This is a genomic window from Allorhizocola rhizosphaerae, assembly GCF_003426775.1.
Lineage (GTDB): Bacteria > Actinomycetota > Actinomycetes > Mycobacteriales > Micromonosporaceae > Allorhizocola > Allorhizocola rhizosphaerae.
Map to the genome: position 1 here is coordinate 1 of NZ_QJUG01000040.1, position 22,637 is coordinate 22,637.

Here is a 22,637-nt window from a genome sequence, read left to right on the forward strand (position 1 = left end):
GTGGGAGCACCTGGGCGGCTCGGCCAGCGCGGCCTGCGCCGGCCTGCCGAGGCTGACCGCCGCGCTCGACCAGCATGCCGCGGCGGTTCGTGACGCGATCGGCGCGGGAGCGGGAGCCCTCGGCCCGGCGGCGCTGGCCGGTTACGCCAAGGGCGTTGTCGCGGGCGCGCGATCGCACGCGTGGCAGGCCGCGACGGACGTCGACTGGTCCGCCGCGACCTGGCTGGAGCTGCGCCTGGCGGCCGTCGGGATGCTCGCGCACCAGCACGGCCACCTCACCACCTAGTCGGCGAGGCGCCCTATGCCTTGAGGGCGCCGATGAGCAGCCCGAGGCACATCTCGTCGCTGGTCCCGTCGCCCCACACGACATAGCGCGGCGGCAGCGGTTGTAGCTGCGGGATCAGCTTGCGCAGCCCGGCATCGTGGGTGCAGGTGACCCGGACGATGTCGCCCTTGTTCAGCTGGACGGGCGCGGCCAGCGGGCGGATGGCCTGGTCGTCGAAGTTGTACGCCGGGATGTCCAGAATGGTGTTGGCCTGCGGGGTACCCGGATTAATCTCCATCTTTATCGAACGGCCCAGCAGGTGCATGTGCCCGGCCACGGCGTGAATGGTGGCGGCCCCTTCCATCGGGATGTCGCATTGCTGCGTGGCCCCCGGCACGGGTTTTTCGTTGCTGCACCAGCGGAGCAGCCGCTCGGACATGCGGCCGACCTCCTCGCCGAAGCGCTTGGTGACGTCTTCGACCGCCGCGTTGCGGTCACACAGCGGTCCGCTCTCCTGCGCGGTGCAGGGCAACTCGACCGGCGCCGCGACCTGGAAGGTCTCCAGTGCGGTCAGGGATTTGCCTTCGGCCACCCGCAGCCTGATGCTCGACTGGTCGGTGCCGCCCGCCGATCCCTTGGCCGCCAGCAGGTTGTAGTGCACCTGCATCACGAGCCGGCTGCCCGGCGGCAGTTCGTATCCCAGGCCCGCGTCGAGCAGCACCTCATTCGCGCCCGGCGCCCAGTGGGCGACCCAAGCGTCGTCGCCGTCGATGCCGGAGCCGCTGAAGCACTGCCAGCCCTCACCGGGCGCACGCTGGTCGGCCTCGTGCGCCTTCGCCACGTCCTCCGGCTTGATGCGGAAGAAGATCGCGTGGTGCACAAGGTCCGCGTTTTGCGGCAGGAACTGGCTGCCGGTCAGGTATGCCCCGGTGGTCAGCTCCGGGTCCACCAGGAAGCAGCGGTATTCGTCGGTGCCACCGTTGGGCGCGGACGGGCTGTACGGCTGCGCCATCGTCAGCGTCACGAATCGTTCCCCGGCCCGCAACGGCGCAGGCGACGGTGGCACGAACTGGCCGTGGCCGTTGTGGCTGGGGCTGCTGGATCCCGCCTGCCCCGTCGGATTGACCGGATTGCCGCCGCACGCGGTGGCTGCCCCAGCCATGGCCAGGACAATCGCGGCGACCGTCAGCCGCCTTGCACGCTTCATGCTTTGTTCCTCCCCTGTGGTCGTCCCATCCCATCGACAATCGTGCCAGGAGAGGCAGTTGCGCACCCAATTTGATCCCCCCGAAAAACCCCCAAAAGGGGAAGGACGAAATATCAGGGCCGGATCCGGGGCAACCCCTGTATCAGCGCCGCGACATCTCCGCGGCCGGGCGGAGGCCCGGCCGCGGAAACTCTTTACTGATCCGGTTTTACTGATCCCGGTTTTGGGGCGGTGGCGGTGGCGCCTGCTGCACGTCGGCCGGGCGCATCCGCGTCGTCGGTGAACTGCTGCTGACCGGCCGAGCCGTGGCTTTCACGGTCTGTGCGGGGATGACCTGTGTTTCGTCGGCCGCAGCGGCCTCCTCCCGCGCCTGTGCCTGCGCGGCGGCGACGGCGTCGCGACGGCCGGCAGCATGCGCGGCAAGGTGTTCCTTGAGGTTCTCCGACTCCTGCTCGGCGCGGCCGAGCCAGTTCTCCCAGCGCGCCTGCATGGGCCGGACCAGTCCGCCACCGACACCGACGATGAGGATGCCGGCCACGGTGGCGAGCACCGCGATGAGCACCGGCATGGTGACCGTCGTGGCGATGCCGACCTGGTTGAGCGCGGCGATCACGCCGAGCCCGATGATGAACACGCTGGCCAGGTTGGCCAGCAGCTTCCCGTAGGACAGGCCGGCCAGCGCATTGGAGACGATGTCCTTCACAGCCGAGGCGAGCGCCGCCGCGACCACGACGATGACGATCGCCACCAGCGCCTTGGGCAGCCAGGCGATCACGCCCTGGATGAGTTCGGACACCGGGTTGGGTCCCCACAGGCCAAAGGCCAGCTGGAGCGTGAACAGCAGGACGGCGTAGTAAATGATGGCGGCCACAATGCCCGAAGCGTCATACTTTCCGCCCGCCAGCCACCTGCTCACCCCACCCCGCTGCACAGCCCGCTCGAAGCCGACCCGTTCCAGCAGTCGGTTGACCCACTTGCGCAGGAATCCGGCGACTAACCAGCCGACGACCAGGATCGCGATGAAGGCCAGCGCCTTTGGGACAACGATGAGTACCGATCGCCACATGTCGGCGAGCGCGGCACCTATGTCCATGGCATCCTCCTGAAGGATAGGTTGCTCAGCCAGGTCGTACCCAAACCCGCGCCCGCCGAACCGGGATGCGCCCAGGCACTAGGATCGGCGCGTGGCGGCGCGCACCCTCATCCGGCCGGCCGGATTCGTCATCGCGGGCATGTTCTTCCTGTTCCCGTTCATTGCCGTGTCTTGCGAAGTGCCGGGTGGGTACGGGCGGGCGGCACCCGGCGGCACGACCGTCTACACCGGGCTGGATCTGGCCGTGGGCGGCGAGCCCGACGTCGAGCCGGACAGCAAGGAGCGGGAGGGGCCGTCGCAGGCGCTCGACCCGCAGCCGTTGGCGATTCTCGCGCTGCTCGTGATCGCCGGTGGCATCGTGCTCACCCTGACCGTGAACGACACACTGCGCAGGCGGGCGGCCGCCGCGCTGACCGCGGGCGGTGCGGCGCTGCTCGTCGTGACCAATCAGCTGACCGTCCAAACGCTACTGCAGCACCGCGTACCCAGCGGAAAGGACTATGTAAACGGCGCTGAGGGGTTCGGTCTGTGCCTGTTTACGCTGCTCCTGACCATGGGATTGAACTCCATCGGCTGGATAAGGAGCGCCTCCCGTCGTTAGGATCCGGGCGTGGATCTTTTCGAACGCATGGGCATCGTGGTCAAGGAGGCGACCCGTGAGCGGGTTGTCGCGACGATGCCGGTCGAGGGCAACACCCAGCCGTTCGGCCTGCTGCATGGCGGCGCCTCGTGCGTTCTGGCCGAGTCGGTGGGCTCGATCGGCGCGGCGCTGCACGGCCAGGTCATCGGCAGGCCCCGCGCGGTGGGCGTCGACATCAACGCGACTCATCACAAGGCCGTGCATGAGGGCACGGTGATGGCGGTTGCGACGCCGCTGCGCCTGGGTATGAGGATCGCCAGTTACGACATCGTCATCACCGATGATGACGGCGATCGGGTGTGCACCGCCCGTTTGACCTGCATGCTGCTGAAGTCATGACGTATCTCGAACTGCTGGAGTGCCCGCGCTGCGGCACCACCCACGACCCGCATGTGCTGCAAAATCTCTGCGGCTGCGGGTCTCCCCTGCTGGCCCGCTACGACCTCGGTGCGGTGGGCAAGGCCGTGTCCAAAGACGACATCGCGGGGCGCCCGGCCGATCTGTGGCGCTACCGCGAACTGCTGCCCGTCGCGGGCGATCCGGTGACGCTGGGCGAGGGCTGGACTCCCCTGCTCCCGGCCGCCCGCTATGGTGTCCAAATCGGACTCCCGCGCCTGCTCATCAAGGACGAGGGCCTGATCCCGACCGGTTCGTTCAAGGCCCGAGGCGCGGCGGTGGGCGTGTCGCGCGCCCGTGAGCTGGGCGCCAAGCACGTGGCCATGCCGACCAACGGCAACGCCGGCGCGGCATGGGCGCTCTACGCCGCCCGTGCCGGGATCAAGGCGACGATCGCCATGCCCACCGCAGCCCCGGCCATCACCCGCGAGGAATGCGTTGCCGCAGGCGCCGACCTGCATCTCGTCGAGGGCACGATCTCCGACGCGGCCGGGGTGCTCGCGACCCTCGACGAGTTCTTCAACGTCTCCACGCTCAAGGAGCCCTATCGGCTTGAGGGCAAGAAGACCATGGGGTACGAGATCGCCGAGCAACTGGGCTGGCGCGTGCCCGATGTGATCGTCTATCCCACGGGCGGCGGTGTCGGTCTGATCGGCATCCACAAGGCTTTGACCGAGCTGCGGCAACTCGGCTGGATCGGGCCGCGCCTGCCCCGCCTGGTCGCCGTGCAGTCCACCGGCTGCGCGCCGATTGTCAAGGCGTTCTCCCAGGGGTTGCGCAAGGCATCGCCGTGGATCGACGCAGGGACGGTCGCGTTCGGCATCAACGTGCCCGCGCCGCTCGGCGACGAGCTCATGCTCGACGCACTCTACGAAACCGGCGGGACGGCTCTCGCCGTACCGGATGAAGAGATTTTAAAAGATCTCAAGGATTTTGCCGGTACCGAGGGAATGCTCCTGTGCCCGGAGGGTGCCGCATGCTTGACCGCGGCGCGGCAGCTGCGGGCGTCGGGCTGGCTCTCGCCACACGACGAGGTCGTCGTGCTCAACACGGGCACGGGCCTCAAATATCCAGGAATGTTTTCGCTGTCGGCGCACACCGAGCGGGCATCGAGCGCCGCACGTTGATGTTGTGGTTGGCATGACCGACCCCGAAACCGAGGCCTTGGACGCCTACAGCCGCATCGTCACCACCGTGGCCAAGAAGGTGCTGCCCAGCGTGGCGGCGCTGGCCGTGCGCACCAGGCGCGGCGCGGGCGCCGGCTCGGCGGTGACGTTCACCGATGACGGGTTCCTGCTGACCAGTGCGCACGTGGTGGCCGGGGCCGACGCGGGCACCGCGACGTTCGCCGAGGGAAGCGAGACACGCTTCGATGTCGTCGGCGCCGATCCGCTGTCAGACCTGGCGGTGCTGCGCGTGCGCTCGGCGGGAGTGTTCCCGGCGACCCTCGGCGACGCCGACAGGCTTCAGGTGGGTCAGCTGGTCGTGGCGGTCGGCAACCCGATGGGCCTGGCCGGCTCGGTCACGGCGGGCGTCATCTCGGCGCTCGGGCGGTCGCTGCCGACCCGCGACGGCAACCGCGTCCGGCTCGTCGACGACGTCATCCAGACCGATGCCGCGCTCAACCCCGGCAACTCGGGCGGCGCACTCGCCGATTCGCACGGGCACGTCATCGGCGTCAACACGGCCGTGGCCGGGATCGGGCTCGGGCTGGCCGTGCCGATCAACTCGACCACCCGGCAGATCATCAGCGAGCTGATCACGACCGGCCGGGTGCGCCGGGCCTGGGTCGGCATCGCGGGCCTGCCCGTGCCGCTGCCACCGCCGGTCGCCGCGAAATTGGGGCAGCGCAACGGTTTGCGCGTGGTCGAGGTGGTGCCGGGCAGCCCGGCCGGCACGGCGGGGGTCTATCTGGGCGACGTCATCATCTCGGCCGGTGGTCAGGCCGTGCAAAGCGTGCAAGCGTTGCAGCGCCTCATGCTCGGCCCGGCCATCGGCAGCCGCCTGCCGGTCACGCTGCTGCGCCGGGGTGCGTTCGTCGATGTCGTCATCACCCCCGCCGAGCTGGACTGAACCGTAACTCCTCCAGCACGTCCAGCCGAATCTGACGGGTCGTCGGGTGATCGGGGAAGCTGCGCATGAACATCTTGGTGAAGTGTGTGCCGTAGTGGATGGCGCCGTCGCCGTGCAGGGGACGGACGACGGTGTTGAAGTTGGGCTCGTGGAAGTAGGCCATGGAGAACCGCTCGCGGGTGTTGAGCTTTACCCGGTGCGGCGTGGCCCGCAACCGCCCATCGGTCAGGAACTGCAGCATGTCACCGGGGAACACGGCCAGCACACCGGGCTCGGGTTTGACGTAGGCCCACGTTTCGTTGCGGACGTGCAGCCCGCCGATCCCGTCCTGCGCCACCATCACCAGCAGGCCGTAGTCGGTGTGCGTGCCGAGGCCACGGGTCGTGTGCTCCGAAAGCCTCGGATAGCGCAGGGCCCGCAGGTAGTGCCAGCCGTCCTCGGTGAGCCGGGTCAGCGCGTCGATTTCGCCCAGCCCGAGACCCAAGGCGGTCAGGCGCAACAGCTTCTCGCCCATGCGGCCGAGATTGTCCATGAACTCCTGCATCCTCTGCTGGTATGCGAGGCTTGGCCACGGTACCGGCCCATGGCACGGCCATCGCTGCTCCACGCGCGGGTCGCCCAGGGACACGTCCTTGCAGATCGTGAAGATCTCCGACCGGTCCCGTTCACCCGCCGTGATCTCCTCACCGGGCGCGGCGTATCCGCTGTAGCTCAGGTCGCTGACGCACGCGGCCTTGATCTCGTCGGGCAGGTGGAAGAACCGGCGGCTCTCGGCGAAGGCCTCCTGGGTGATGCGATCCTGCACCGGGTCGGTGGCGATCTGGAAGATCCCATCGGCCTGCCACGCGGCCATCATCTCTTGGGCGAGCGAGACGTGCGATCCGGTCACGGTCGTTGGCAGGTGGAAGGTTCTCATGCCGGGATTAGAGCAACGCTTCGCAAAGATCGGCGCGCATCGACCCCATGATTGCGCCGAGCGGCACCCCATGAGCGGCCAACCAATCCCACCCGCCGGTAACCGGTCCCCGCCCCGTCCGGTTGATTATGAACTTACGTCCATGTTCGACGGTGTGTCGTGACAATAACTTCATGGTCGACATCAGCCGGCAACCGGTCATGGCCGGAAAGCCGACGGGAGCTGACCATCGGCACGGTCACCGACTACGGCTCGCACGCACCGCTTGCCACATCGTTCGGCTGATGAATCGCGGGATTCACGTGTGACTATGCGACAGTGTGTGCCATGCGAATTCTCCACAGCGCCAGGGCTTTCGGCGTGTCCCTGGCCGCGATCGTGCTCGCCGTGCCCGCCCCGGCTCAAGCCGCCGAGGAGCAGGTGCTCTGCCAACTCATGGAGGTCATCACCTGGGACCCGCCGCTGAAGAACGAGGCGCAGCGGGTCTCCTTCACCGCCACCGGTCAGCTCACCGGATGCAACGGGAAGTCGGCGACGGGGACGTACTTTGAGAGCGGCACCTATGCGAACATCAGCTGCAACCGCCTGGTGGGCAGCGGCGCGGGGACCCGGATCTGGGACTGGACCGCGACCGACGTGGAGTCGAGCGTGTTCTCCTACGTGATCGTCGTGGAGCGGGTGCTGGGTTCCTACGTGGCGACGGCCAACGGTCCGATCACCGCCGGCGAATACCTGGACTCGACGGCGCGTTCGGTCGGCGTGGCGCCCGCGCCGGACGTTCTCGCCTGCGCAAATGAGGGTGTCTCGCGGATGGTGGCGGTCGGGAGCGTGACGATCGGCGCTTAGTGTCACTTTACACATCCTCGCGAAGGTGTTAAGTAATACTGGACACCTTCGCGAGAGGGGCTCCCGTGGCCATTCGAACCTTCGGCGCCAACGCGGTCGACTGGGAGCAGCGGATCGACCTGAACCGGCTGCGCGACGAACGGCTGTCCCGCCTCAAGCAATCCCTGGAGCGCTCCGAGCTCGGATCGCTGCTGACCTTCGACTTCTCCAACATCCGGTACATGACGTCCACGCACATCGGCACGTGGGCCATGGACAAGCTGATCCGCTTCGCCCTGCTGCCGCGCGGCGGCGAGCCGCTGATCTGGGACTTCGGCTCCGCCGCACGGCACCACCAGCTCTACAACCCCTGGCTGGAGGGGGCCAAGCGCGCCCGCGCCGGGATCTCCACGCTGCGCGGCGCGTTCCACCCCGACGCCGGGATCGCCGGCGAGGTGGCCCGCAAGATTTACGAGGTGCTGGCCGAGCACGGTCTCGCGAGCGAGCCGATCGGGGTGGACCTGGTCGAGATGCCGATCCTCGCCGCGCTGCAGGCGCGCGAGCTGACCGTCGTGGATGGACAGCAGGTGTTCCTCGACGCCCGCCGGATCAAGACCGAGGACGAGATCGCACTGCTGACCCAGGCGTGCTCGATGGTCGACGCCGCCTATGAGGAGCTGTACTCGTTCCTGCGGCCGGGCGTGCGGGAGAACGAGTGCGTGGGCCTGGTCGCCAAGGTGCTCTATGACCTCGGCAGCGAATATGTGGAGGGGGTCAACGCGATCTCGGGCGAGCGCTGCTCGCCGCACCCGCACGTCTACAGTGACCGGCTGATCCGCCCCGGCGATCCGGCGTTCTTCGATATTTTGCATAGCCATATGGGGTACCGGACGTGCTACTACAGATGTTTCGCCGTCGGCAGCGCGTCACCGGCCATGCGTGACGCCTACGTCCGCTGCCGCGAATACATGGACCGGGCCATAGCACTGGTCAAGCCGGGAGCCACGACGGCCGACATCGTGTCGGTCTGGCCGACCGCGCAGGAGTTCGGCTTCCCCGACGAGGAGGCGGCGTTTGCCCTGCAATACGGCCACGGCGTGGGCCTGTCCATTTGGGAGAAGCCCATCTTCAGCCGGCTCGTGTCGCTGGACCACCCCGAGGTGCTGGAGGAGGGCATGGTGTTCGCCCTTGAAACCTATTGGCCCGCAACGGATGGCTGGTCCGCTGCGCGCATCGAGGAGGAGGTCGTCGTCACCTCCACCGGGTGCGAGGTCATCACCAAGTTCCCCGCCGAGAAGCTGCTGATCGCCGGGCGAAGGTACTACTCATGAACGACTTACTGCGCATGTACGAGTTGATGGCCGTCATCCGGCGCACGGAGAAGGCGGCCTACGACCTGTTCATGGCCGGGCTGGTGAAGGGCACCACACACCTGGCGTCCGGGCAGGAGGCGGTCGCGGTCGGGGCGAGCGAGGCGCTGCGCGACGACGATTACACGTTCGCCACCTATCGCGGGCACCATCACACGATCGCGCGGGGCGCGACACCGGAGGCGTGCCTGGCCGAGCTGATGAGCAAGGCGACCGGGCTGTGCGGGGGCAAGGGTGGGTCGATGCACCTGACCTACGCCGCGGGCAACATGCTGGGGTCGTATGCGATCGTCGGTTCGCACCTGCCGATGGCGGTCGGGGCGGCGTGGTCCGCTCAGTTGCGCGGCAGCGAGCAGATAGCGGTGGCGTTCTTCGGCGACGGCGCGACGAACATCGGCGCGTTCCACGAGGCGCTCAACCTCGCGGCGGTGTGGAAGCTGCCCGTGGTGTTCGTGTGCGAGAACAACCTCTACATGGAATACACGCCCATCGCATCCGTGACGGCCGTGGCCAATCCGGCCGCCGATCGGGCCTGCGCCTACAACCTGCCGGCGTCCATTGTGGACGGAAACGACGTGCTCGTGGTGCGGTCCGCTGTGCGGGAGGCGGCCGCACGGGCACGCGATGGCGGCGGGCCAACGGTTTTGGAGATGCAGACGTACCGCCACTTCGGGCACAGCCGCACCGATCCGGCGACCTATCGACCGTCCTGGGAGGTCGAGGAATGGCTCTCGCGAGATCCGCTCACCATCGCCGCGGCACAACTGTCCAAAGAGGATGTGGCCGCCGCCGACGCGCGGGCCGAAAAGGTCGTGGCGGAGGCGGTTGAGGCGGCGAAGGCGGCGCCGCCCGCCGAGGGTGCGCTCACCGACGTCTGGGCCGATGGGAGCTCGACGTGGCGGACATGACCTATCGGGAAGCCGTCGCCGAGGGCATCGCGCGCGAGATGCGGCTTGACCCGACAGTCGTGTGCCTGGGTGAGGACATCGGCGCGGCAGAGGGCGTGTTCAAGACGACCGTCGGGCTGTTCAAAGAGTTCGGCCCCACCCGGGTCTGGGACACGCCCATCTCCGAACAGGCCATCGTCGGCGCGGCGATGGGCGCGGCCATGACCGGACTGCGCCCGGTCGCCGAGATCATGTTCTCCGACTTCCTCGCCTGCTGCTGGGACTACCTGGCCAACGAGATCCCCAAGGTGCGCTACATGACCGGGGGCCAGGTGACCGTGCCGCTTGTCGTCCGCACGGCCAACGGCGGCGGGCTCGGCTTCGGCGCGCAACACTCGCAGGCCGTGGAGAACTGGGCGTTCACCGTGCCGGGGCTGAAGATCGCCGCGCCGTCCACTCCGGCAGATGTCATCGGGCTGTTGGCCGCGGCGATCCGCAGCGACGACCCGGTCGTGGTGTTCGAACACAAAGGACTGTTCGCCAGCAGGGGCCCGGCCCCGCCGGCCGGGCATGTCGTGCCGCTGGGCCAGGCGTCGATCGCGCGCCAGGGCCGTGACGTCACGCTCGTGGCCCTCGCCTCGACCGTGCCGATCGCACTGCAGGCGGCCGAAACCCTTGCCGCGGACGGCATCGAGGCCGAGGTGATCGACCTGCGCTGCCTCGTGCCGCTGGACATGCGCACCGTGCTGGAGTCGCTCGCGCGCACGTCGCGGCTCGTCGTGGTGGAGGAAAACCCGTATCAGGGCGGTTGGGGCGCGACCGTGGTCTCGATCGTCGCCGACGAGGGGTTCGAACTGCTCGACGCTCCCATCCGCAGGGTCGCGGGCGAGTGCGTGCCGCTGCCCTTCGCCGATTCGCTTGAGGCGCAGGTGATCCCGACCGCGGCGCGGGTCATCGACGTCGTTGGGCAGCTCGCTGCGTACTAGGAGAAGACAATGAGTGTCATCATCGTCGGCGGCACGGCCGGGATCGGCAAGGAACTGGCCCGGCACTATGCCGCGCGGGGACAGAAGGTCGTCATCACCGGACGCGACTCCATCCGGGCCACCGATGTCGCGGCCGAGGTGGGAGCCGCGACGGGGCTCGGGTTCGACCTCGCCGACCCGTCGGGGATCGCCGACGCGCTGTCGGTCGTCACCGGGCCGGTGGACCACCTCGTGCTCGCGGCGATCGACCGGGACGCCAACACCGCCGCGAAATACGACCTGTCCGCGGCGAGCTATCTGGTGACTTTGAAACTCATCGGGTACACGGAAGTCGTGCACGCACTGGCGGAGCGCATGTCGCCCGACGGCTCGATCCTCCTGTTTGGAGGAATGGCGCGGGTGCGGCCCTATCCCGGGTCCACGACCGTGACCACGGTCAACGCGGGCGTGATCGGCATGGTGCGCACGCTGTCGGTCGAGCTCGCCCCGATCCGGGTCAACTCCATCCATCCCGGCATCGTCGGCGACAGTCCATTCTGGAAGGGCAAACCCGCCGCTGTGCTGGAGGCGTTCCGGGCCGGCACGCTGACCGGCCGGCTCGCGAGCATGGACGAGGTCGTGTCGGCGGCCGCGTTCCTGCTCGAACATCGCTCGATCAACGGGGTGGACCTCGTGGTGGACGGCGGCTGGCGGTGACCGAGATAGCCGTCGTCGGAGCGGGCAACATGGGTGCGGCCATGGTTGCCAGGCTCCGCGAGGTCGGGCATGCGGTGACGGTGTACAACCGCACCGCGGCCCGTGCCGCCTCCCTTGCGGCCCGGACCGGTGCGCTGGCCGCCCGGACCGCGAGGGAGGCGGCCGAACAGGCCAGCCACGTCATCGTGTCGCTGGCCGACGACGCGGCGGTGCTGGCCACCTATCGCGGCGACGACGGGCTCGCCGCGGGCTTGCAAAAGCACGCGATCGTGCTGGAGACCAGCACCATCCACCCGTCCACGGTGCGCAGGCTGGCGTCCGATGTGGAAAGTCGCGGCGCGACCCTGCTCGACACGCCGGTCTCCGGCAGCGTGCCGGTCGTGCAGCGCGGTGAGCTCCTGGTGATGGCCGGTGGCCCGTCCGCCGCCGTGGCTCGGGCGGAGCCGGTGTTCGGGGCACTTGCCAAGCGGGTGATTCACGTTGGCGGGCAAGGATCCGGCGCCACCATGAAACTGGCCGTCAACGCGGTGGTGCACGCGCTCAACCTCGCGCTGTCGGAGGCGCTCGTGCTCGCGGAGCGGGCGGGCGTCGACCGGGCGCTCGCCTACGAGGTGTTCGCCTCAAGCGCGGTCGCGGCGCCGTTCGTGCAATACAAGCGGCCCGCCTTCCTCGCACCCGACGGCACGCCGGTCGCGTTCTCGCTCGATCTCGTGGCCAAGGATCTGGACCTCATCGACACGCTGGCCCACGACGTCGGCGCCCGCATGGACCAGCTCGCCACAACCCGTGACGTCGTAGCCCGCGCCCTTGCCGCAGGTCTTGGCGAGCACGACCTCAGCGCGCTCGCCGGACTGTTGCGCGAGCCCAACTAGCCCGGCGCAGTGCGACTTTCGGTAGGTCCGGCAATCAGCCCGCCACAGGCGTTCCCGAGCGCGGCCCGCCCAGCGGGACACGGCCCTGCCCCTGCACAACACACAGTGCAGCACCCGGGTAGTGGCCCGCAAGGGCGCCTTCGGCCTTTGCCGGATCCTGTGCTCCCACCTCGACACAGCTGCCGTCCTGCCGGATGGACAGCTCATGCAACACGATCCCGCGCCCGTTCCACTCCTCAGTGTCGGCTCGGAGGCGATCAAACGCGGGTTGCAACTCGGCTCTCGAATGGCGCGCATCCATCATCTTGACCGATGAGTGCCAGGGCTGCCCGGCAAGGTAGCCGTCGAATGCCGGCGAAGCCTTGCGCCACACCAGGACCGCATCCTGATCGGTATCCACCGCCACGCCGGCGAACGCGTCGGGAAACCGTTGTTCCCCTGCGGCCCTCACCGCTCCGGCGATCTCATTGAGCCTGCCCTGGTTGGCCGGAAACGGCGTCGCCTCCCCGGTGCTCGCGCCGTCGCCACGACCCGTGCCGCAGGCCGCCAGCACAACCAGCATGGCCGCGCCCCACATCACCGCGCTCACGCCACGTCTCATTTCGACCTCCTGGCGCGGGCCGGCCCATGTCGCGATGGACCGGGCAGACCCGCGCGAATAGTGTAAACGTCATCCCGTGATCAAAGTGGCGCCGTAATAGGCGAGCGTCTGGGTCACGTCGGCATACCAAACGCGGCTGTAGCAGGTCCGCGCCACCGGCATGCCGGTGCAGGGCACGACGTAGGCGGGCATGCCGGCGCTGAGGATTCCCTTGGCGATGACCTTGCCATTGTCGGGATTCGGCAGCTCGAACACCGGTCCTCCGCTGTCACCGCTGCCCGCGGCGTTGGTGCCGTCATTCTTGCGTGCAGCGACAAACGGCCCGTCGCCACTGATGTAGACATTGTTGTTAATCACCTGGATGCCGCAGCGAACCCCCGAGACCGCACCCGAGGTGCATAGCCAATTGCCGATTTCGCTGAACGACGCGCTCTGCACGAGTTTGTAGGCGGAGCTGTTGTATGGCCCATCAAACATTCGCGCCAGGCTCGGGCCATCGATGAGGGCGATGTCACGCGAATAGACATGGCTATATGCCCCGCCTATGAGGTCCATGCCACCGTCATAGACCGGCACAGACCAGGCGTAACAGTGTGCGGCGTGGAGCAGTTTGGCCCGGCCGGAATGGATCACGCCGAAACCCGTGGTGCATTGCCACACGCCGTCTTGTCGCCTGGTGAGGCCTCCCGAGTTGTAGGCCGGGCTGTCGTCTTGCCGCGATGCCATGAACTGCCGCCCAGCCCAGTCCTCGCCCATCTCCACCGCCACCGACGATGCCACGACGGCCTGGGCGGCCCGTTCGCTCACGCCGTGACCGGCCCGCCGGCTGATGCGCAGGCCCTGCGCACCCTCGATGGGAGCCACCTCGGCGAACTCGGGAAACTGGGACAGCCGTTGTGCTTCGGCGAGCAGGTCAGCCTGGGTGAATCTGGCCTGCACGACGGCTATCGGAACCTGCTCACGTCGCTTGTCGAGGACGGCCTGGATATCGCCCGGGACCGGCCCTCGCCAATAGACCCGCAGCTCGCGGTTTTCGGGAGCGGCCACAATCGCGCCGAAACCCGACGCGGCATCATGGCCGGCCATGGAGCGGATCTCTGCCGCCGCGTCATTCATCCTGCCCTGGAGTTCAAAGAGCTCGGTCCAGCTCGTGAATCCGCCGGGAACGGGCTCGGCGACCGACAACCGCGTCGTGCTGTCGCCGATCGGGGCGGCAGCTCCCGCGGAATGGGGCATAGCCAGGGTCATCGCCGCCACGGTGATCGCGGCGAGCTTCGCCTTTGTTTTCATGTGTTTTCCCCCATGTCAAAGTTGTCTGCGTGCCGGAGTGCGTCAGGTCCCACTCATGCCGCAGAGCGACTGTGCGAGAGAGGTTAGCGGCGAAGGCCGGGTTCGCGCTGTCCCGTTGTGCGCCGGGACAACGGTTGATCTACAGGGACGCACGTCAATGCGTGGGAGTGATCCGTGTCACACCCTCCACAGTGGACAGGCAACGGATTCCCGGCGGCCCCGCGGCTCAAAACCCGGGGCCGCAACGCTTCCGGCGCGGTGTGCAGACCCGGGTGGTCGGCGCGCGTTGGCGCCGTTCCATGAGGCGATGAAGCCGACAGTCACGCTCTGGCCCGGGTTGAGCAGGCCGGATCCACCCGGGTTTCGCCAGCGGATTCGGCGCAACACCCGCGGCGTTGGCGGGTCGCGCGTCAGCCGATCAGGGCCTGGCTGCCGCGCTCGGCGAGGGCTTTGGCACTCTGGTCGCCGGCGGCGATCACGACCGCATACCGGAAGCGGATGGTCGTGTCGGGTAGCACCGGCACCTCCTCGTCGAAGAACGGAGCCGGGCAGACGCAGGCGAACTCCTCGGTGCGGGTGAACCACTGCGGCGGGTGCTGCGGGTTGGCCGGGTGGTCCACCATCACGATCGTCGACCACGACCCGGTCTCGTCGTGCCGGCCGCGGAAGGCGAGCCAGGGCGAGCGCATCCCGCGCAGGTCGTTGCCGCTGCCCACCCTCTCGGGCGATTCGACGGTGCCGCCGGTGAACGATCGCGGGCCCCGCCAGAAGAGCCCGCCATAACCCGCGTTGGGCCGTCCCTTGGTCGTGGGCGAGCCGATGTCCAAAGTGGACCCGGACACGTTCGTCATGGCCGTGTCGAAGGTGAGCACCCAGGCGGTGTCGTCCAACACGGCCGCCGTCAGCGCGCGATGCTCCTCGATGACCGGCTCGCCGGTCTGAGAGCGCCAGTCGAGCCGGTGCGCGAGGTGCGCCCGGTCATCGGTGGCGGACAGCGCCGTCAGCTCCCGGTGCAGCGCGCTGCCGTTGTTGTCGAGCTGCACGTAGAACTGGCCGTGCACATATGTCGGGCCGCCCCAGAAGTTGTGCTCGCCGACGTGCGGCAGGGACCAGGCGATCCCCTTGTGCCACACGTGGTCGTGCGGCCGGTACAGCGAGACGACGTCGCCCGCCAGGGTGCGGATCGGGTGCAGATAGGGCTTCGGTGATTCGAGCGTCGGGGTGTCGGGCCGGTACACGTAGGTGAAAAGCTCGACACCCGCGGCCGTGACCGTTATCGAGTGGTCGAGGTGGTGATGCGCGTCCATGGGGCGCCGATTCCGTCCATTCGAGTGTAGAAGGGGTTTCCCGCCGTTATTTGTCCACTTTGGATGCGCTCGCCGAGGAACGCCGACGCGTAGAGGGCGGCGACGAACTCCATGGTGCGCCTCGCATCCGAGAGCGTGACCGGCGGCGGCTGGCCGGCGTCCAGGGCGTCGAGCACGGCCGCCAGTTGTGCGTGGTGGCCGCTGGGCACGCCCGACTCGCCCCGCCGCCAGAGGTCCGCCACGTCGTCGTATCCGTGGGCCGCGGTCAGGCTCCAGTTTTCATCCGAGTACCCGTAAAGGTGCTCGACCTCGACCGTCGCGCGTTCATAGTCGAACCTCAGCGCCGAGGTCTGCCGTGGCGAGACGAGCGAGTTGACGATCGAGGCGACGGCCCCGTTGGCGAACGTCACCAGGGCCATCGACACGTCTTCGGTCTGCGTGGGCCGGGCTTGGCGGACCGCCACCGCGGTCACCTCCTGCCACGGCCCCAGGACCGAAAACAGCAGATCGAACTGGTGGATGCCGTGCCCCATGGTCGGGCCGCCGCCCTCGGTCTCCCACGAGCCGCGCCAGGGCACCGAGAAATAGGCGTCGTCCCGGTACCACTGCGTGTCGCACGTCGCGATCAGCGGCCGGCCGAGCTCGCCGGCGGCCGCCATGCGGCGCAGGCGGGCGGCGGCCGATCCGAAGCGGTGCTGGAACACGGTCGCGACATGCCCCGTGGACTCGCGTTCCGCCGCGACCAGATCGTCCATTTCGGACACCGAGAGCGCCGTGGGCTTTTCCACGAGCGCCGTGACGCCCGCCTTGAGGCACTCCATCGCCAGGGGCGCGTGTTGGCGGGGCGGAGTGCAGAGGTGGACCAGGTCCACCTCTGCCTCCAGCAACAGCTCCGCGAGGCTCCCGTAGGTCCGTGGCACGTTGAAGGTCGCGGCGAACGTGCGCGCCCGATCGAGGTCCACGTCGACCGCCGCGACGAGGTGGGCACGCCCACCCGAGTCGCGTATGGCCTGGGCATGGGCATGAGCGATCGATCCGGTGCCGACGACCGCCGCGCGGTAGTTCCGTTGCGTCATGACTACTTTGCCGCGTCGATCTCGGACTGCAGCTCCTTGATGAACGATGCCGCGGCGGCGTCCGGCGTCAACCGTCCAAAGAGGACCTGCTCGGTGTGGCGCTTGAGGATCGCCTCGATACCGCTGGCACCCTTGGGCGTGACCCGGGGCGCGGGGCCGACCTTGATCGCGTCGAGGTACCCGGCCGCCGCCTTGTCGGTCTCCTTGAGCTGGCCGGCGATCGCCGTGCGGATCTTCTTGTTGGCCGGGACACCGCGGTCGGTCAACAGCACGTTGGCCGCCTCCTCGCTGTTGGCAAGGTAGTTCACGAACAACGCCGCCTCGGCCGGGTGCTTGGAGCGCGAGGAGACCGACCAGTACATGGACGGCTTGTAGTAGGCGCCCGGACTCTTCGCCTGAGCCTCACCGGGCAGCTTGAGCAACTTGAGCTTCTTCCCGCTGGCCGCGGTCAACGAGGTCAGCTGCGTGTTCCACCACGTGGCAAACGCCGACGTGTTGGTGGCGGTACCCGACTGGTCCAGACCCGCGCTGGCCCGCTCGATCGTCACCGACGGCGGCGGCGCGATGCCTTCCTTGGCCAGGTCGGCCAGGTAGGTCCAGTAGTTCGCCAGCACGCTGGGCGGGATGGACACGTTGCCCTTGTCGTCGTAGAGGGACGCGCCGGCCTGGCGGGCCCAAATGTTCAGGCCGCCGGCGTCGTTGAAGCCCCACGACTGCACGCCGGTGACCTTGCCGCCGCTCGCCTTGGACACCTGGGCGCCGGCTGCCTTGAGGTCCTGCCACGTCCACGTGTTGTCGTCGGGCATCGCGACGCCGTATTCCTTGAGCAGGTCCTCGTTCACCACCATCGAGTACGAGGAGAGCCCGACGGGGATGGCATACTGCTTGCCGTCGATCTGGCCGGTCTGCAGGGCGGCCGGGTCGAAGTCGTTGGTCTCCAGGTGCTTCTTGGCGGTGCCGAGGTCCAGCAGGGCGCCGCGTTCCGCATAGGACGCGATGTACAGCTCGTCCATCTGGATGATGTCCGGCGCGTCGTTGGCCGCGACCGTGGTCGCGAGACTGTCCCAGTAGCCGTTCCACTCCTTGAACTCACCCTTGACGGTGATGTTCGGGTATTTCTTCTGGAACAGCTCGATCACCTGCTGGGTGCGCTTATGCCGCGCGTCCGAACCCCACCAGGTGAAGCGCAGGGTCACCGGCTCCTTCGAAAGCTCCTGGCCGGCGTCCGAACCGCCGCCGCCGCACGCCGCGAGTGCAGCACCCAGGGTCACGGCTAACAGCGTCGTCCAGGCAACGCGTCGAGATTTCACAAATCGCATGGGTGGTTCCTTCCGGTGGGCGTGGTTATTTGATCCCCGTGGTGGCGATGCCCTTGATGAGGTATCGCTGTCCGAGGAGGAACGCGAGGATGATCGGGGCCAGCGACACGACGCTCATCGCGAACATCGACCCCCATGAGGTTTCGACGGTGGAGTCGACGAACGAGCGCAGGGCGACCGGCACGGTGTACATCTCCGGGTCGGTCAGATAGATCAGCTGGCTGAAGAAGTCGTTCCAGGTCCAGATGAACGTGAAGATGGCCGTGGTCGCCAGCGCTGGCATCATCAACGGCAGCACGATCCGCAGGAAGATGCGCGCATGGCCGCATCCGTCGATGCGCGCGGCCTCGTCCAGCTCGCGCGGCAGACCGCGGATGAACTGGACCATCAGGAAGATGAAGAAGGCGTCGGTCGCCAGCACCTTCGGCACGATGAGCGGCAGGAACGTATTGATCCAGTCCAGCTGGGAGAACAGGATGTACTGCGGCACAATGATCACGTGGATCGGCAGCATGATCGTGCCGAGCATGATCGCGAACCACAGGCGCTTGCCGGTGAAGTCCAGCCGTGCGAACGCGTAGGCGGCCATGGAACACGACACCAGGTTGCCCACGATGCAGCCGAGCACGACGATCGACGAGTTGACCATGTAGTGCCCGAACGGTGAGGCCAACGCGTTCCAGCCCTCGCCGTAGTTCTGCGTTTGCAGGTTGTCCAGCACCAGTCCCGGCCGGCGGAAGATCTCGTTGTTGGGCCGCAGCGAGCTGACGACCATCCACAGCACCGGATACAGCATCAGCAGCGCGAGCAGAAGCAGGCCAACGTGCCTCAGGAGTTTAGTCATCGTAGAAAACCCAATGCTTGGCGGCCCAGAAGTTGATGGCGGTGAACGCGGCGATGATCACGAGCAGCAGCCAGGCGAGTGCCGAGGCGTAGCCCATGTCGAAGTTGTTGAACCCACGCTGGTACAGATAAAGCGTGTAGAAGAGAGTCGAGTCCGACGGACCGCCCGTGCCGCCGGAAACCACGAACGCCTGCGTGAACGACTGGAAGGCGTGAATGATCTGGAGCACCAGGTTGAAGAAGATGATCGGCGACAGCAGCGGCAGCGTGATCCGCCAGAACTGGGTCCATCGCCCGGCGCCGTCGGTGGCCGCCGCCTCGTAGTACATCTCCGGTATCTGGCGCAGGCCCGCCAGGAAGATGATCATCGGCGCGCCGAACGTCCACACGTTCAGGACGATCAGCGTGGACAGGGCCGTGTCCGGATCCGAGATCCAGCCGCGGCCCTGGATCCCGGCGAACGCCAGCACCTGGTTGATCAGACCCTCGGCGCCGAAGATCTGCCGCCACAACACGGCGATGGCGACGCTCGATCCCAGCAGTGAGGGCAGATAGAAGGCCGAACGATAGAACGCCAACCCCCGCAATCCCTTGTCCAACAACAGAGCCAGGCCCAATGCGCAGGCCAGCTGCAGCGGCACCGACACCGCGACATACTTGAACGTCACGCCGAGCGCGTGGTGCAGCCGGGTGTCGTCCAGCATCCGGGTGAAGTTGTCCACGCCGTTGAATTCCGGCGGCTGGATGAGGTTGTACTCGGTGAAGCCGAGCACCAGAGACGCCGCGACCGGGCCGACCGTGATGAACAGCAGGCCCGCGAACCAGGGCAGCAGGAAGAAGAACGCGGCCTTGTTGTCCTTCTTGCCTTTCTGGGCGCTACTGCCGAGTCGTCGCATTTCTCCGAGTGCGCTCATCGGTCACGCCCGTCCATAAGCGACGGTGACATTGTCCACATAGGCCGATCCGTAGTTGGAGCTGTTGGCGTAGAAGGAGAGGCTTCCGATCGCCGGCATCGCGTTGCGGAACCGGCCGTCGTCGATGCGCGGTTGCCCGTCGATGGACAGGTCGAACCGCTGATTCACGGTGTCTATGACCAATTTGATCCGGTACCAGCGGCCGAGCTCATAGCTTTCGAGGATGCGCGATGTCGTGCCCTCGTACGCGACAATGTTTCCCTTGTCAAAGGCGAAGCTGACCGCCGGCGCGCCATTGGTGTTGTACACGTACGGCAGGCTGAACCAGTTGTTGCCGGAGACGTAGGGCTCACTGCGCATCACGCGGGCTTCGATCGTGACCAGGCCCTGCAGCGGCTGGGCGAACGGCAACGTCATGTTGGTGCCGGGCGTCCCGCCGGTGTTGGCCGTCCGGGTCAGGCGCACGCTCCGGTCAGTTTCGCTTGGCACCGCGACGACGTCGACGGCGTTGCCCGTGGAGGTCACCTGCCATCCGTTGGTGCCGCCGGCAAACGGCCCGACCGGCAGCGCGTCGAACGTGTGCTCCTGGATGGCCGTGGCGGTTTCCAGCGGGAGCAGCAGGCCGCCCGCGTCCGTGGTCTGACCCGGCGTGACGGACAGGCTCGCCTTCTGATCGCCGAGGCGGCCGTCCATCCGAGCCTGTACCGCGTAGCCCTCGCCCGCCGGGATTCCCGCCACGCTGAAGGTGCCGTCCACTGTGGACCTGGATGTGGCGACGGTGTTGCCACCGGAGAGCACGCTCACCAACGCCCCTTGCAGCGGTTGGGCCCGTTCGTCGAGCACCCGGCCCTGGATCGTGCCGTCGACTCGCGTCGTGACGAGGGTGACGTCGTGGCGGGTCGTGCCGCCGAGCGCGACCGTCACCGAGCCTGTGGCCGGCACGTAGTCGGCCTTGCTCAGGGTGAGGGTGCCGTGGCCGCCGAACCGCACACCGGCGATCCGGTAGAAGCCGTCGTGCTCGGTCGTGGTCGTGAAGGTCTTGCCGTGGGACTCGAGCACGACGTCGGCGGCGGGCACCGGGCGCCCGTACTGGTCGTGGACGAACCCGTTGATCGACTCCGACGCCTGGCCCGGCGGCGTGCGGTACTCGAACGCGCCGATGTCGGGGGGTCCGTTGTAGACAGTCGCTCCCGAGTAGTCCGCGCCGCCGTTGTTTTCGACGCTGATGCCGGTCCCGACCGCACGCGAGCCCGAGGCGACGCGCAGCGGCAAGGCCCTGTCCAACCGCGGGCCCGTCTCGGCCGTCCCGTAGGGGCCGGTCACCTGCCCGAGGAACATCGGATCGCCCACCACCGGCTTGGTGTCGGAGCTGGGGATGGTGAGCGCGGCACCACCGTACACATTGGACTCGTAGTCGATGGTCGGGCTCGTCGTCAGCGACGCGTTCGCCCGCGTGGAGTAGAAAATGTTGTTCCACAGGTGATATGTGGCCTGCAGGAAGTTGCCATAGCCGTAAACGAGGTGGTCGCTCACGTCGTTGACGATGGTGTTGTTGTAGATGTAAGCGGTGGCGCCGCGATTGGAGTGCAGGTAAATCTGGTACCGCGTATTGCTTTTAATAATGTTGTACCGGATCCAGGCGTCGCCGAAACCGCGGCCACACTGGCACAGCAGGATGCCGTCCCCGTTGTCGTGCACGAAGTTGTACTGCACGACGATGTTGGTGGTGCCGTTGTCCGGGTCGATGCCGTTGGAGTCGGCCCCGCCCGCCTTCTGCTCGGTCTCGTAAACCTCGTTGTGCTGGATCACGATGTCGTCGGCGTAGTAGGCCTCGATCCCGGATGTGCCGGTGCGATAGACCACGTTGCGCTCGACCAGACCACCGCGGATGCCGGTGAGGTACATGCCGTTGCAGCCGTAGTCGGTGCCTTCCTGGGTGATGAAGTTGCCACGGATCACCACGTTGGTGTGCGGCGCGAATCGGGGATCGTCGCGGCTTGCCCGCTCGCCCCATCCGGTGTGCACCGCGCCCGGGTTGGAACCGGTGTGCTGCTTGACGATGATGCCGGCGAACGACGTCCGCGACACGGTCGAGTTCTCGATGAGGATGTCGTTGAGCACGGTCGGCGAGCCCGGGTTGGCCGCGTCGGCGACGAGCCCGCGCAGCACGATCCCGCCCGTGTTCTTCGAGCGGTCCCAGCCGGTGCGGAAGGTGATGCCCGGCCTGTTGCCGGCCGGGTCCCCGCCGATCCAGTTGATCTCACCGGTGACGTCGTGCACGTCGACCGCGTCGATCCGGAAGTGGTTCAGCTGCCCGCCCATGTCCCCGCTGATCCCGATGCCGCGCAGGTCACGCAGGTTGGTGCCGGGCTGCCCACCACCGAGCGGGTTCGCGTTGCTGACCCGGAGGTTGCGGATCTCCCAGTGCTCCTGGTTGTGCAGCCGGACCGCGTCGGCGACCTGCCCGGCACCGTTGACCTCCGGCTTTTCGCCCTGCCCGTATCGGTCGATGACGATCGGCCGGCCCGGCTGCCCCGACCCTTTCGGCCAGAGTTGACCGGTCCAGCGCTGGCCCGCGCGCAGCAGGATCTCGTCGCCCGGCTGGAAGACGGTGGCGTTGACCCGGTCGAGGGTCCGCCACGCCGCGGCCGGCGTGGTGCCCGTGGCCGCGTCATCGCCGCCGGAAGCGTCCACGTAGTACTTCGCCCCACCGCCCCCGGCGGCGGCACCGCTCGTGGGCATGAGGCTCATCGGCGCTACCAGGAGCATGACTAACAGTGCCACGCGCTTGGGCACGGATGGGGTCACGGCGAGACCATCCTTCCTGCTCAGCCGTGGGCCGGCCGGGCAGTGGGTCGGAGTCGGTGGAGTCTAGGGGTGGGCGGGAAAACGCATTCCGCAGTTTGCCGCTCCCCCGACGCATACGTCAAGCGTTTCCGCAGATAACAAAAGGGAAACGGACTGCACAGCCCATTCAGAAACCCAACCTAATGCCCGACCGTTATCCCTTTTGCCCGCTTCCCCAGTTCCTGTCGATCATGAACTTCAGTCCATGTTCGAC

General features: G+C 67.6%; 22 protein-coding genes. 11 read left to right on the forward strand and 11 right to left on the reverse strand.

The genetic code is table 11. The features are described from left to right. Positions 1-286: DUF6401 family natural product biosynthesis protein (locus DM816_RS10905; protein WP_246001848.1), on the forward strand; the 286-nt coding region annotated here is incomplete at its 5' end. A 13-nt stretch (positions 287-299) separates the two neighbouring features. Here DM816_RS10905 and DM816_RS10910 read toward each other — a convergent pair. Then, on the reverse strand, positions 300-1,472 hold the full coding sequence (locus DM816_RS10910; RefSeq protein WP_117210044.1) for a monooxygenase: 1,173 nt from the start codon (positions 1,470-1,472) through the stop codon (positions 300-302). A 208-nt stretch (positions 1,473-1,680) separates the two neighbouring features. Further along, positions 1,681-2,565, reverse strand: coding sequence for a mechanosensitive ion channel family protein (locus DM816_RS10915; RefSeq protein WP_246001850.1), 885 nt, complete (start codon positions 2,563-2,565; stop codon positions 1,681-1,683). A gap of 91 nt (positions 2,566-2,656) precedes the next feature. Here DM816_RS10915 and DM816_RS10920 point away from each other — a divergent pair, with 91 nt between their 5' ends. Genes DM816_RS10920 through DM816_RS10935 form a run of 4 tightly spaced genes read left to right on the forward strand, consistent with a single transcriptional unit; the run spans position 2,657 to position 5,674 of the window. Further along, positions 2,657-3,166 carry a hypothetical protein gene (locus DM816_RS10920; protein ID WP_117210045.1) on the forward strand — a complete coding sequence of 170 codons (510 nt, stop codon included), beginning with the start codon at positions 2,657-2,659 and terminating at the stop codon, positions 3,164-3,166. A gap of 27 nt (positions 3,167-3,193) precedes the next feature. Next, complete coding sequence (locus DM816_RS10925) at positions 3,194-3,544, forward strand: hotdog fold thioesterase (protein WP_117210085.1); 351 nt, start codon at positions 3,194-3,196, stop codon at positions 3,542-3,544. Continuing rightward, positions 3,541-4,728, forward strand: coding sequence for a threonine synthase (locus DM816_RS10930; protein WP_117210046.1), 1,188 nt, complete (start codon positions 3,541-3,543; stop codon positions 4,726-4,728). Before DM816_RS10925 ends, DM816_RS10930 begins: the two co-directional genes overlap by 4 nt. Before the next feature lie 13 nt (positions 4,729-4,741). Then, on the forward strand, positions 4,742-5,674 hold the full coding sequence (locus tag DM816_RS10935) for a S1C family serine protease (protein ID WP_117210047.1): 933 nt from the start codon (positions 4,742-4,744) through the stop codon (positions 5,672-5,674). Here the strand turns inward: DM816_RS10935 and DM816_RS10940 are convergent. Next, the gene (locus tag DM816_RS10940) at positions 5,652-6,590 is read right to left on the reverse strand and encodes an isopenicillin N synthase family dioxygenase (protein ID WP_117210048.1); all 939 of its coding nucleotides are present in this window, start codon (positions 6,588-6,590) and stop codon (positions 5,652-5,654) included. The genes DM816_RS10935 and DM816_RS10940 overlap by 23 nt on opposite strands. Before the next feature lie 327 nt (positions 6,591-6,917). On the opposite strand from DM816_RS10940, the gene DM816_RS10945 reads away from it, so the two are divergent. From DM816_RS10945 to DM816_RS10970, 6 genes are all read left to right on the forward strand, one after another. Further along, on the forward strand, positions 6,918-7,436 hold the full coding sequence (locus DM816_RS10945; protein ID WP_162907334.1) for a hypothetical protein: 519 nt from the start codon (positions 6,918-6,920) through the stop codon (positions 7,434-7,436). Positions 7,437-7,501: 65 nt separating this feature from the next. Then, positions 7,502-8,746 carry a M24 family metallopeptidase gene (locus DM816_RS10950; protein ID WP_117210050.1) on the forward strand — a complete coding sequence of 415 codons (1,245 nt, stop codon included), beginning with the start codon at positions 7,502-7,504 and terminating at the stop codon, positions 8,744-8,746. Next, the gene (locus DM816_RS10955) at positions 8,743-9,693 is read left to right on the forward strand and encodes a thiamine pyrophosphate-dependent dehydrogenase E1 component subunit alpha (RefSeq protein ID WP_117210051.1); all 951 of its coding nucleotides are present in this window, start codon (positions 8,743-8,745) and stop codon (positions 9,691-9,693) included. Before DM816_RS10950 ends, DM816_RS10955 begins: the two co-directional genes overlap by 4 nt. Continuing rightward, positions 9,690-10,658, forward strand: a complete 969-nt coding sequence (locus tag DM816_RS10960; RefSeq protein ID WP_246001852.1) for an alpha-ketoacid dehydrogenase subunit beta — start codon at positions 9,690-9,692, stop codon at positions 10,656-10,658. The genes DM816_RS10955 and DM816_RS10960 overlap by 4 nt, the downstream gene beginning before the upstream one ends. 9 nt (positions 10,659-10,667) lie before the next feature. Then, complete coding sequence (locus DM816_RS10965; RefSeq protein ID WP_117210053.1) at positions 10,668-11,354, forward strand: SDR family NAD(P)-dependent oxidoreductase; 687 nt, start codon at positions 10,668-10,670, stop codon at positions 11,352-11,354. Next, positions 11,351-12,226: an NAD(P)-dependent oxidoreductase gene (locus DM816_RS10970; protein ID WP_211588637.1), complete on the forward strand. Its 876-nt coding sequence runs from the start codon at positions 11,351-11,353 to the stop codon at positions 12,224-12,226. The genes DM816_RS10965 and DM816_RS10970 overlap by 4 nt, the downstream gene beginning before the upstream one ends. Positions 12,227-12,260: 34 nt before the next feature. Here DM816_RS10970 and DM816_RS10975 read toward each other — a convergent pair whose 3' ends face one another. From DM816_RS10975 to DM816_RS11010, 8 genes are all read right to left on the reverse strand, one after another. Then, on the reverse strand, positions 12,261-12,827 hold the full coding sequence (locus DM816_RS10975) for a hypothetical protein (RefSeq protein ID WP_162907335.1): 567 nt from the start codon (positions 12,825-12,827) through the stop codon (positions 12,261-12,263). Between the two features lie 69 nt (positions 12,828-12,896). Then, positions 12,897-14,117 (reverse strand): chymotrypsin family serine protease, encoded by a 1,221-nt coding sequence (locus DM816_RS10980; protein ID WP_117210055.1) that lies wholly within the window; start codon positions 14,115-14,117, stop codon positions 12,897-12,899. A 410-nt stretch (positions 14,118-14,527) separates the two neighbouring features. Then, positions 14,528-15,424, reverse strand: a complete 897-nt coding sequence (locus DM816_RS10985) for a DUF6807 domain-containing protein (protein WP_117210056.1) — start codon at positions 15,422-15,424, stop codon at positions 14,528-14,530. Then, positions 15,391-16,500: a Gfo/Idh/MocA family protein gene (locus tag DM816_RS10990; protein WP_117210057.1), complete on the reverse strand. Its 1,110-nt coding sequence runs from the start codon at positions 16,498-16,500 to the stop codon at positions 15,391-15,393. Before DM816_RS10990 ends, DM816_RS10985 begins: the two co-directional genes overlap by 34 nt. A 2-nt stretch (positions 16,501-16,502) precedes the next feature. Next, positions 16,503-17,771 carry an ABC transporter substrate-binding protein gene (locus tag DM816_RS10995; RefSeq protein WP_211588638.1) on the reverse strand — a complete coding sequence of 423 codons (1,269 nt, stop codon included), beginning with the start codon at positions 17,769-17,771 and terminating at the stop codon, positions 16,503-16,505. 73 nt (positions 17,772-17,844) lie between these two features. Then, on the reverse strand, positions 17,845-18,663 hold the full coding sequence (locus DM816_RS11000) for a carbohydrate ABC transporter permease (RefSeq protein WP_117210059.1): 819 nt from the start codon (positions 18,661-18,663) through the stop codon (positions 17,845-17,847). After that, entirely contained in the window at positions 18,656-19,558 is a 903-nt protein-coding gene (locus DM816_RS11005) for a carbohydrate ABC transporter permease (RefSeq protein WP_211588639.1), read from the reverse strand. The genes DM816_RS11000 and DM816_RS11005 overlap by 8 nt, the downstream gene beginning before the upstream one ends. A 21-nt stretch (positions 19,559-19,579) precedes the next feature. After that, entirely contained in the window at positions 19,580-22,384 is a 2,805-nt protein-coding gene (locus tag DM816_RS11010) for a carboxypeptidase regulatory-like domain-containing protein (protein ID WP_162907336.1), read from the reverse strand. Between the last annotated feature and the right edge of the window lie 253 nt (positions 22,385-22,637).

Excerpts from the sequence above, each read along its gene's own strand:
- DM816_RS10910 (WP_117210044.1), bottom strand. The coding sequence starts at position 1,472 with ATGAAGCGTGCAAGGCGGCTGACGGTCGCCGCGATTGTCCTGGCCATG.
- DM816_RS10915 (WP_246001850.1), bottom strand. The coding sequence starts at position 2,565 with ATGGACATAGGTGCCGCGCTCGCCGACATGTGGCGATCGGTACTCATC.
- DM816_RS10925 (WP_117210085.1), top strand. The coding sequence starts at position 3,194 with ATGGGCATCGTGGTCAAGGAGGCGACCCGTGAGCGGGTTGTCGCGACG.
- DM816_RS10930 (WP_117210046.1), top strand. The coding sequence starts at position 3,541 with ATGACGTATCTCGAACTGCTGGAGTGCCCGCGCTGCGGCACCACCCAC.
- DM816_RS10935 (WP_117210047.1), top strand. The coding sequence starts at position 4,742 with ATGACCGACCCCGAAACCGAGGCCTTGGACGCCTACAGCCGCATCGTC.
- DM816_RS10940 (WP_117210048.1), bottom strand. The coding sequence starts at position 6,590 with ATGAGAACCTTCCACCTGCCAACGACCGTGACCGGATCGCACGTCTCG.
- DM816_RS10945 (WP_162907334.1), top strand. The coding sequence starts at position 6,918 with ATGCGAATTCTCCACAGCGCCAGGGCTTTCGGCGTGTCCCTGGCCGCG.
- DM816_RS10955 (WP_117210051.1), top strand. The coding sequence starts at position 8,743 with ATGAACGACTTACTGCGCATGTACGAGTTGATGGCCGTCATCCGGCGC.
- DM816_RS10960 (WP_246001852.1), top strand. The coding sequence starts at position 9,690 with ATGACCTATCGGGAAGCCGTCGCCGAGGGCATCGCGCGCGAGATGCGG.
- DM816_RS10965 (WP_117210053.1), top strand. The coding sequence starts at position 10,668 with ATGAGTGTCATCATCGTCGGCGGCACGGCCGGGATCGGCAAGGAACTG.
- DM816_RS10975 (WP_162907335.1), bottom strand. The coding sequence starts at position 12,827 with ATGAGACGTGGCGTGAGCGCGGTGATGTGGGGCGCGGCCATGCTGGTT.
- DM816_RS10980 (WP_117210055.1), bottom strand. The coding sequence starts at position 14,117 with ATGAAAACAAAGGCGAAGCTCGCCGCGATCACCGTGGCGGCGATGACC.
- DM816_RS10985 (WP_117210056.1), bottom strand. The coding sequence starts at position 15,424 with ATGGACGCGCATCACCACCTCGACCACTCGATAACGGTCACGGCCGCG.
- DM816_RS10990 (WP_117210057.1), bottom strand. The coding sequence starts at position 16,500 with ATGACGCAACGGAACTACCGCGCGGCGGTCGTCGGCACCGGATCGATC.
- DM816_RS11000 (WP_117210059.1), bottom strand. The coding sequence starts at position 18,663 with ATGACTAAACTCCTGAGGCACGTTGGCCTGCTTCTGCTCGCGCTGCTG.
- DM816_RS11005 (WP_211588639.1), bottom strand. The coding sequence starts at position 19,558 with ATGCGACGACTCGGCAGTAGCGCCCAGAAAGGCAAGAAGGACAACAAG.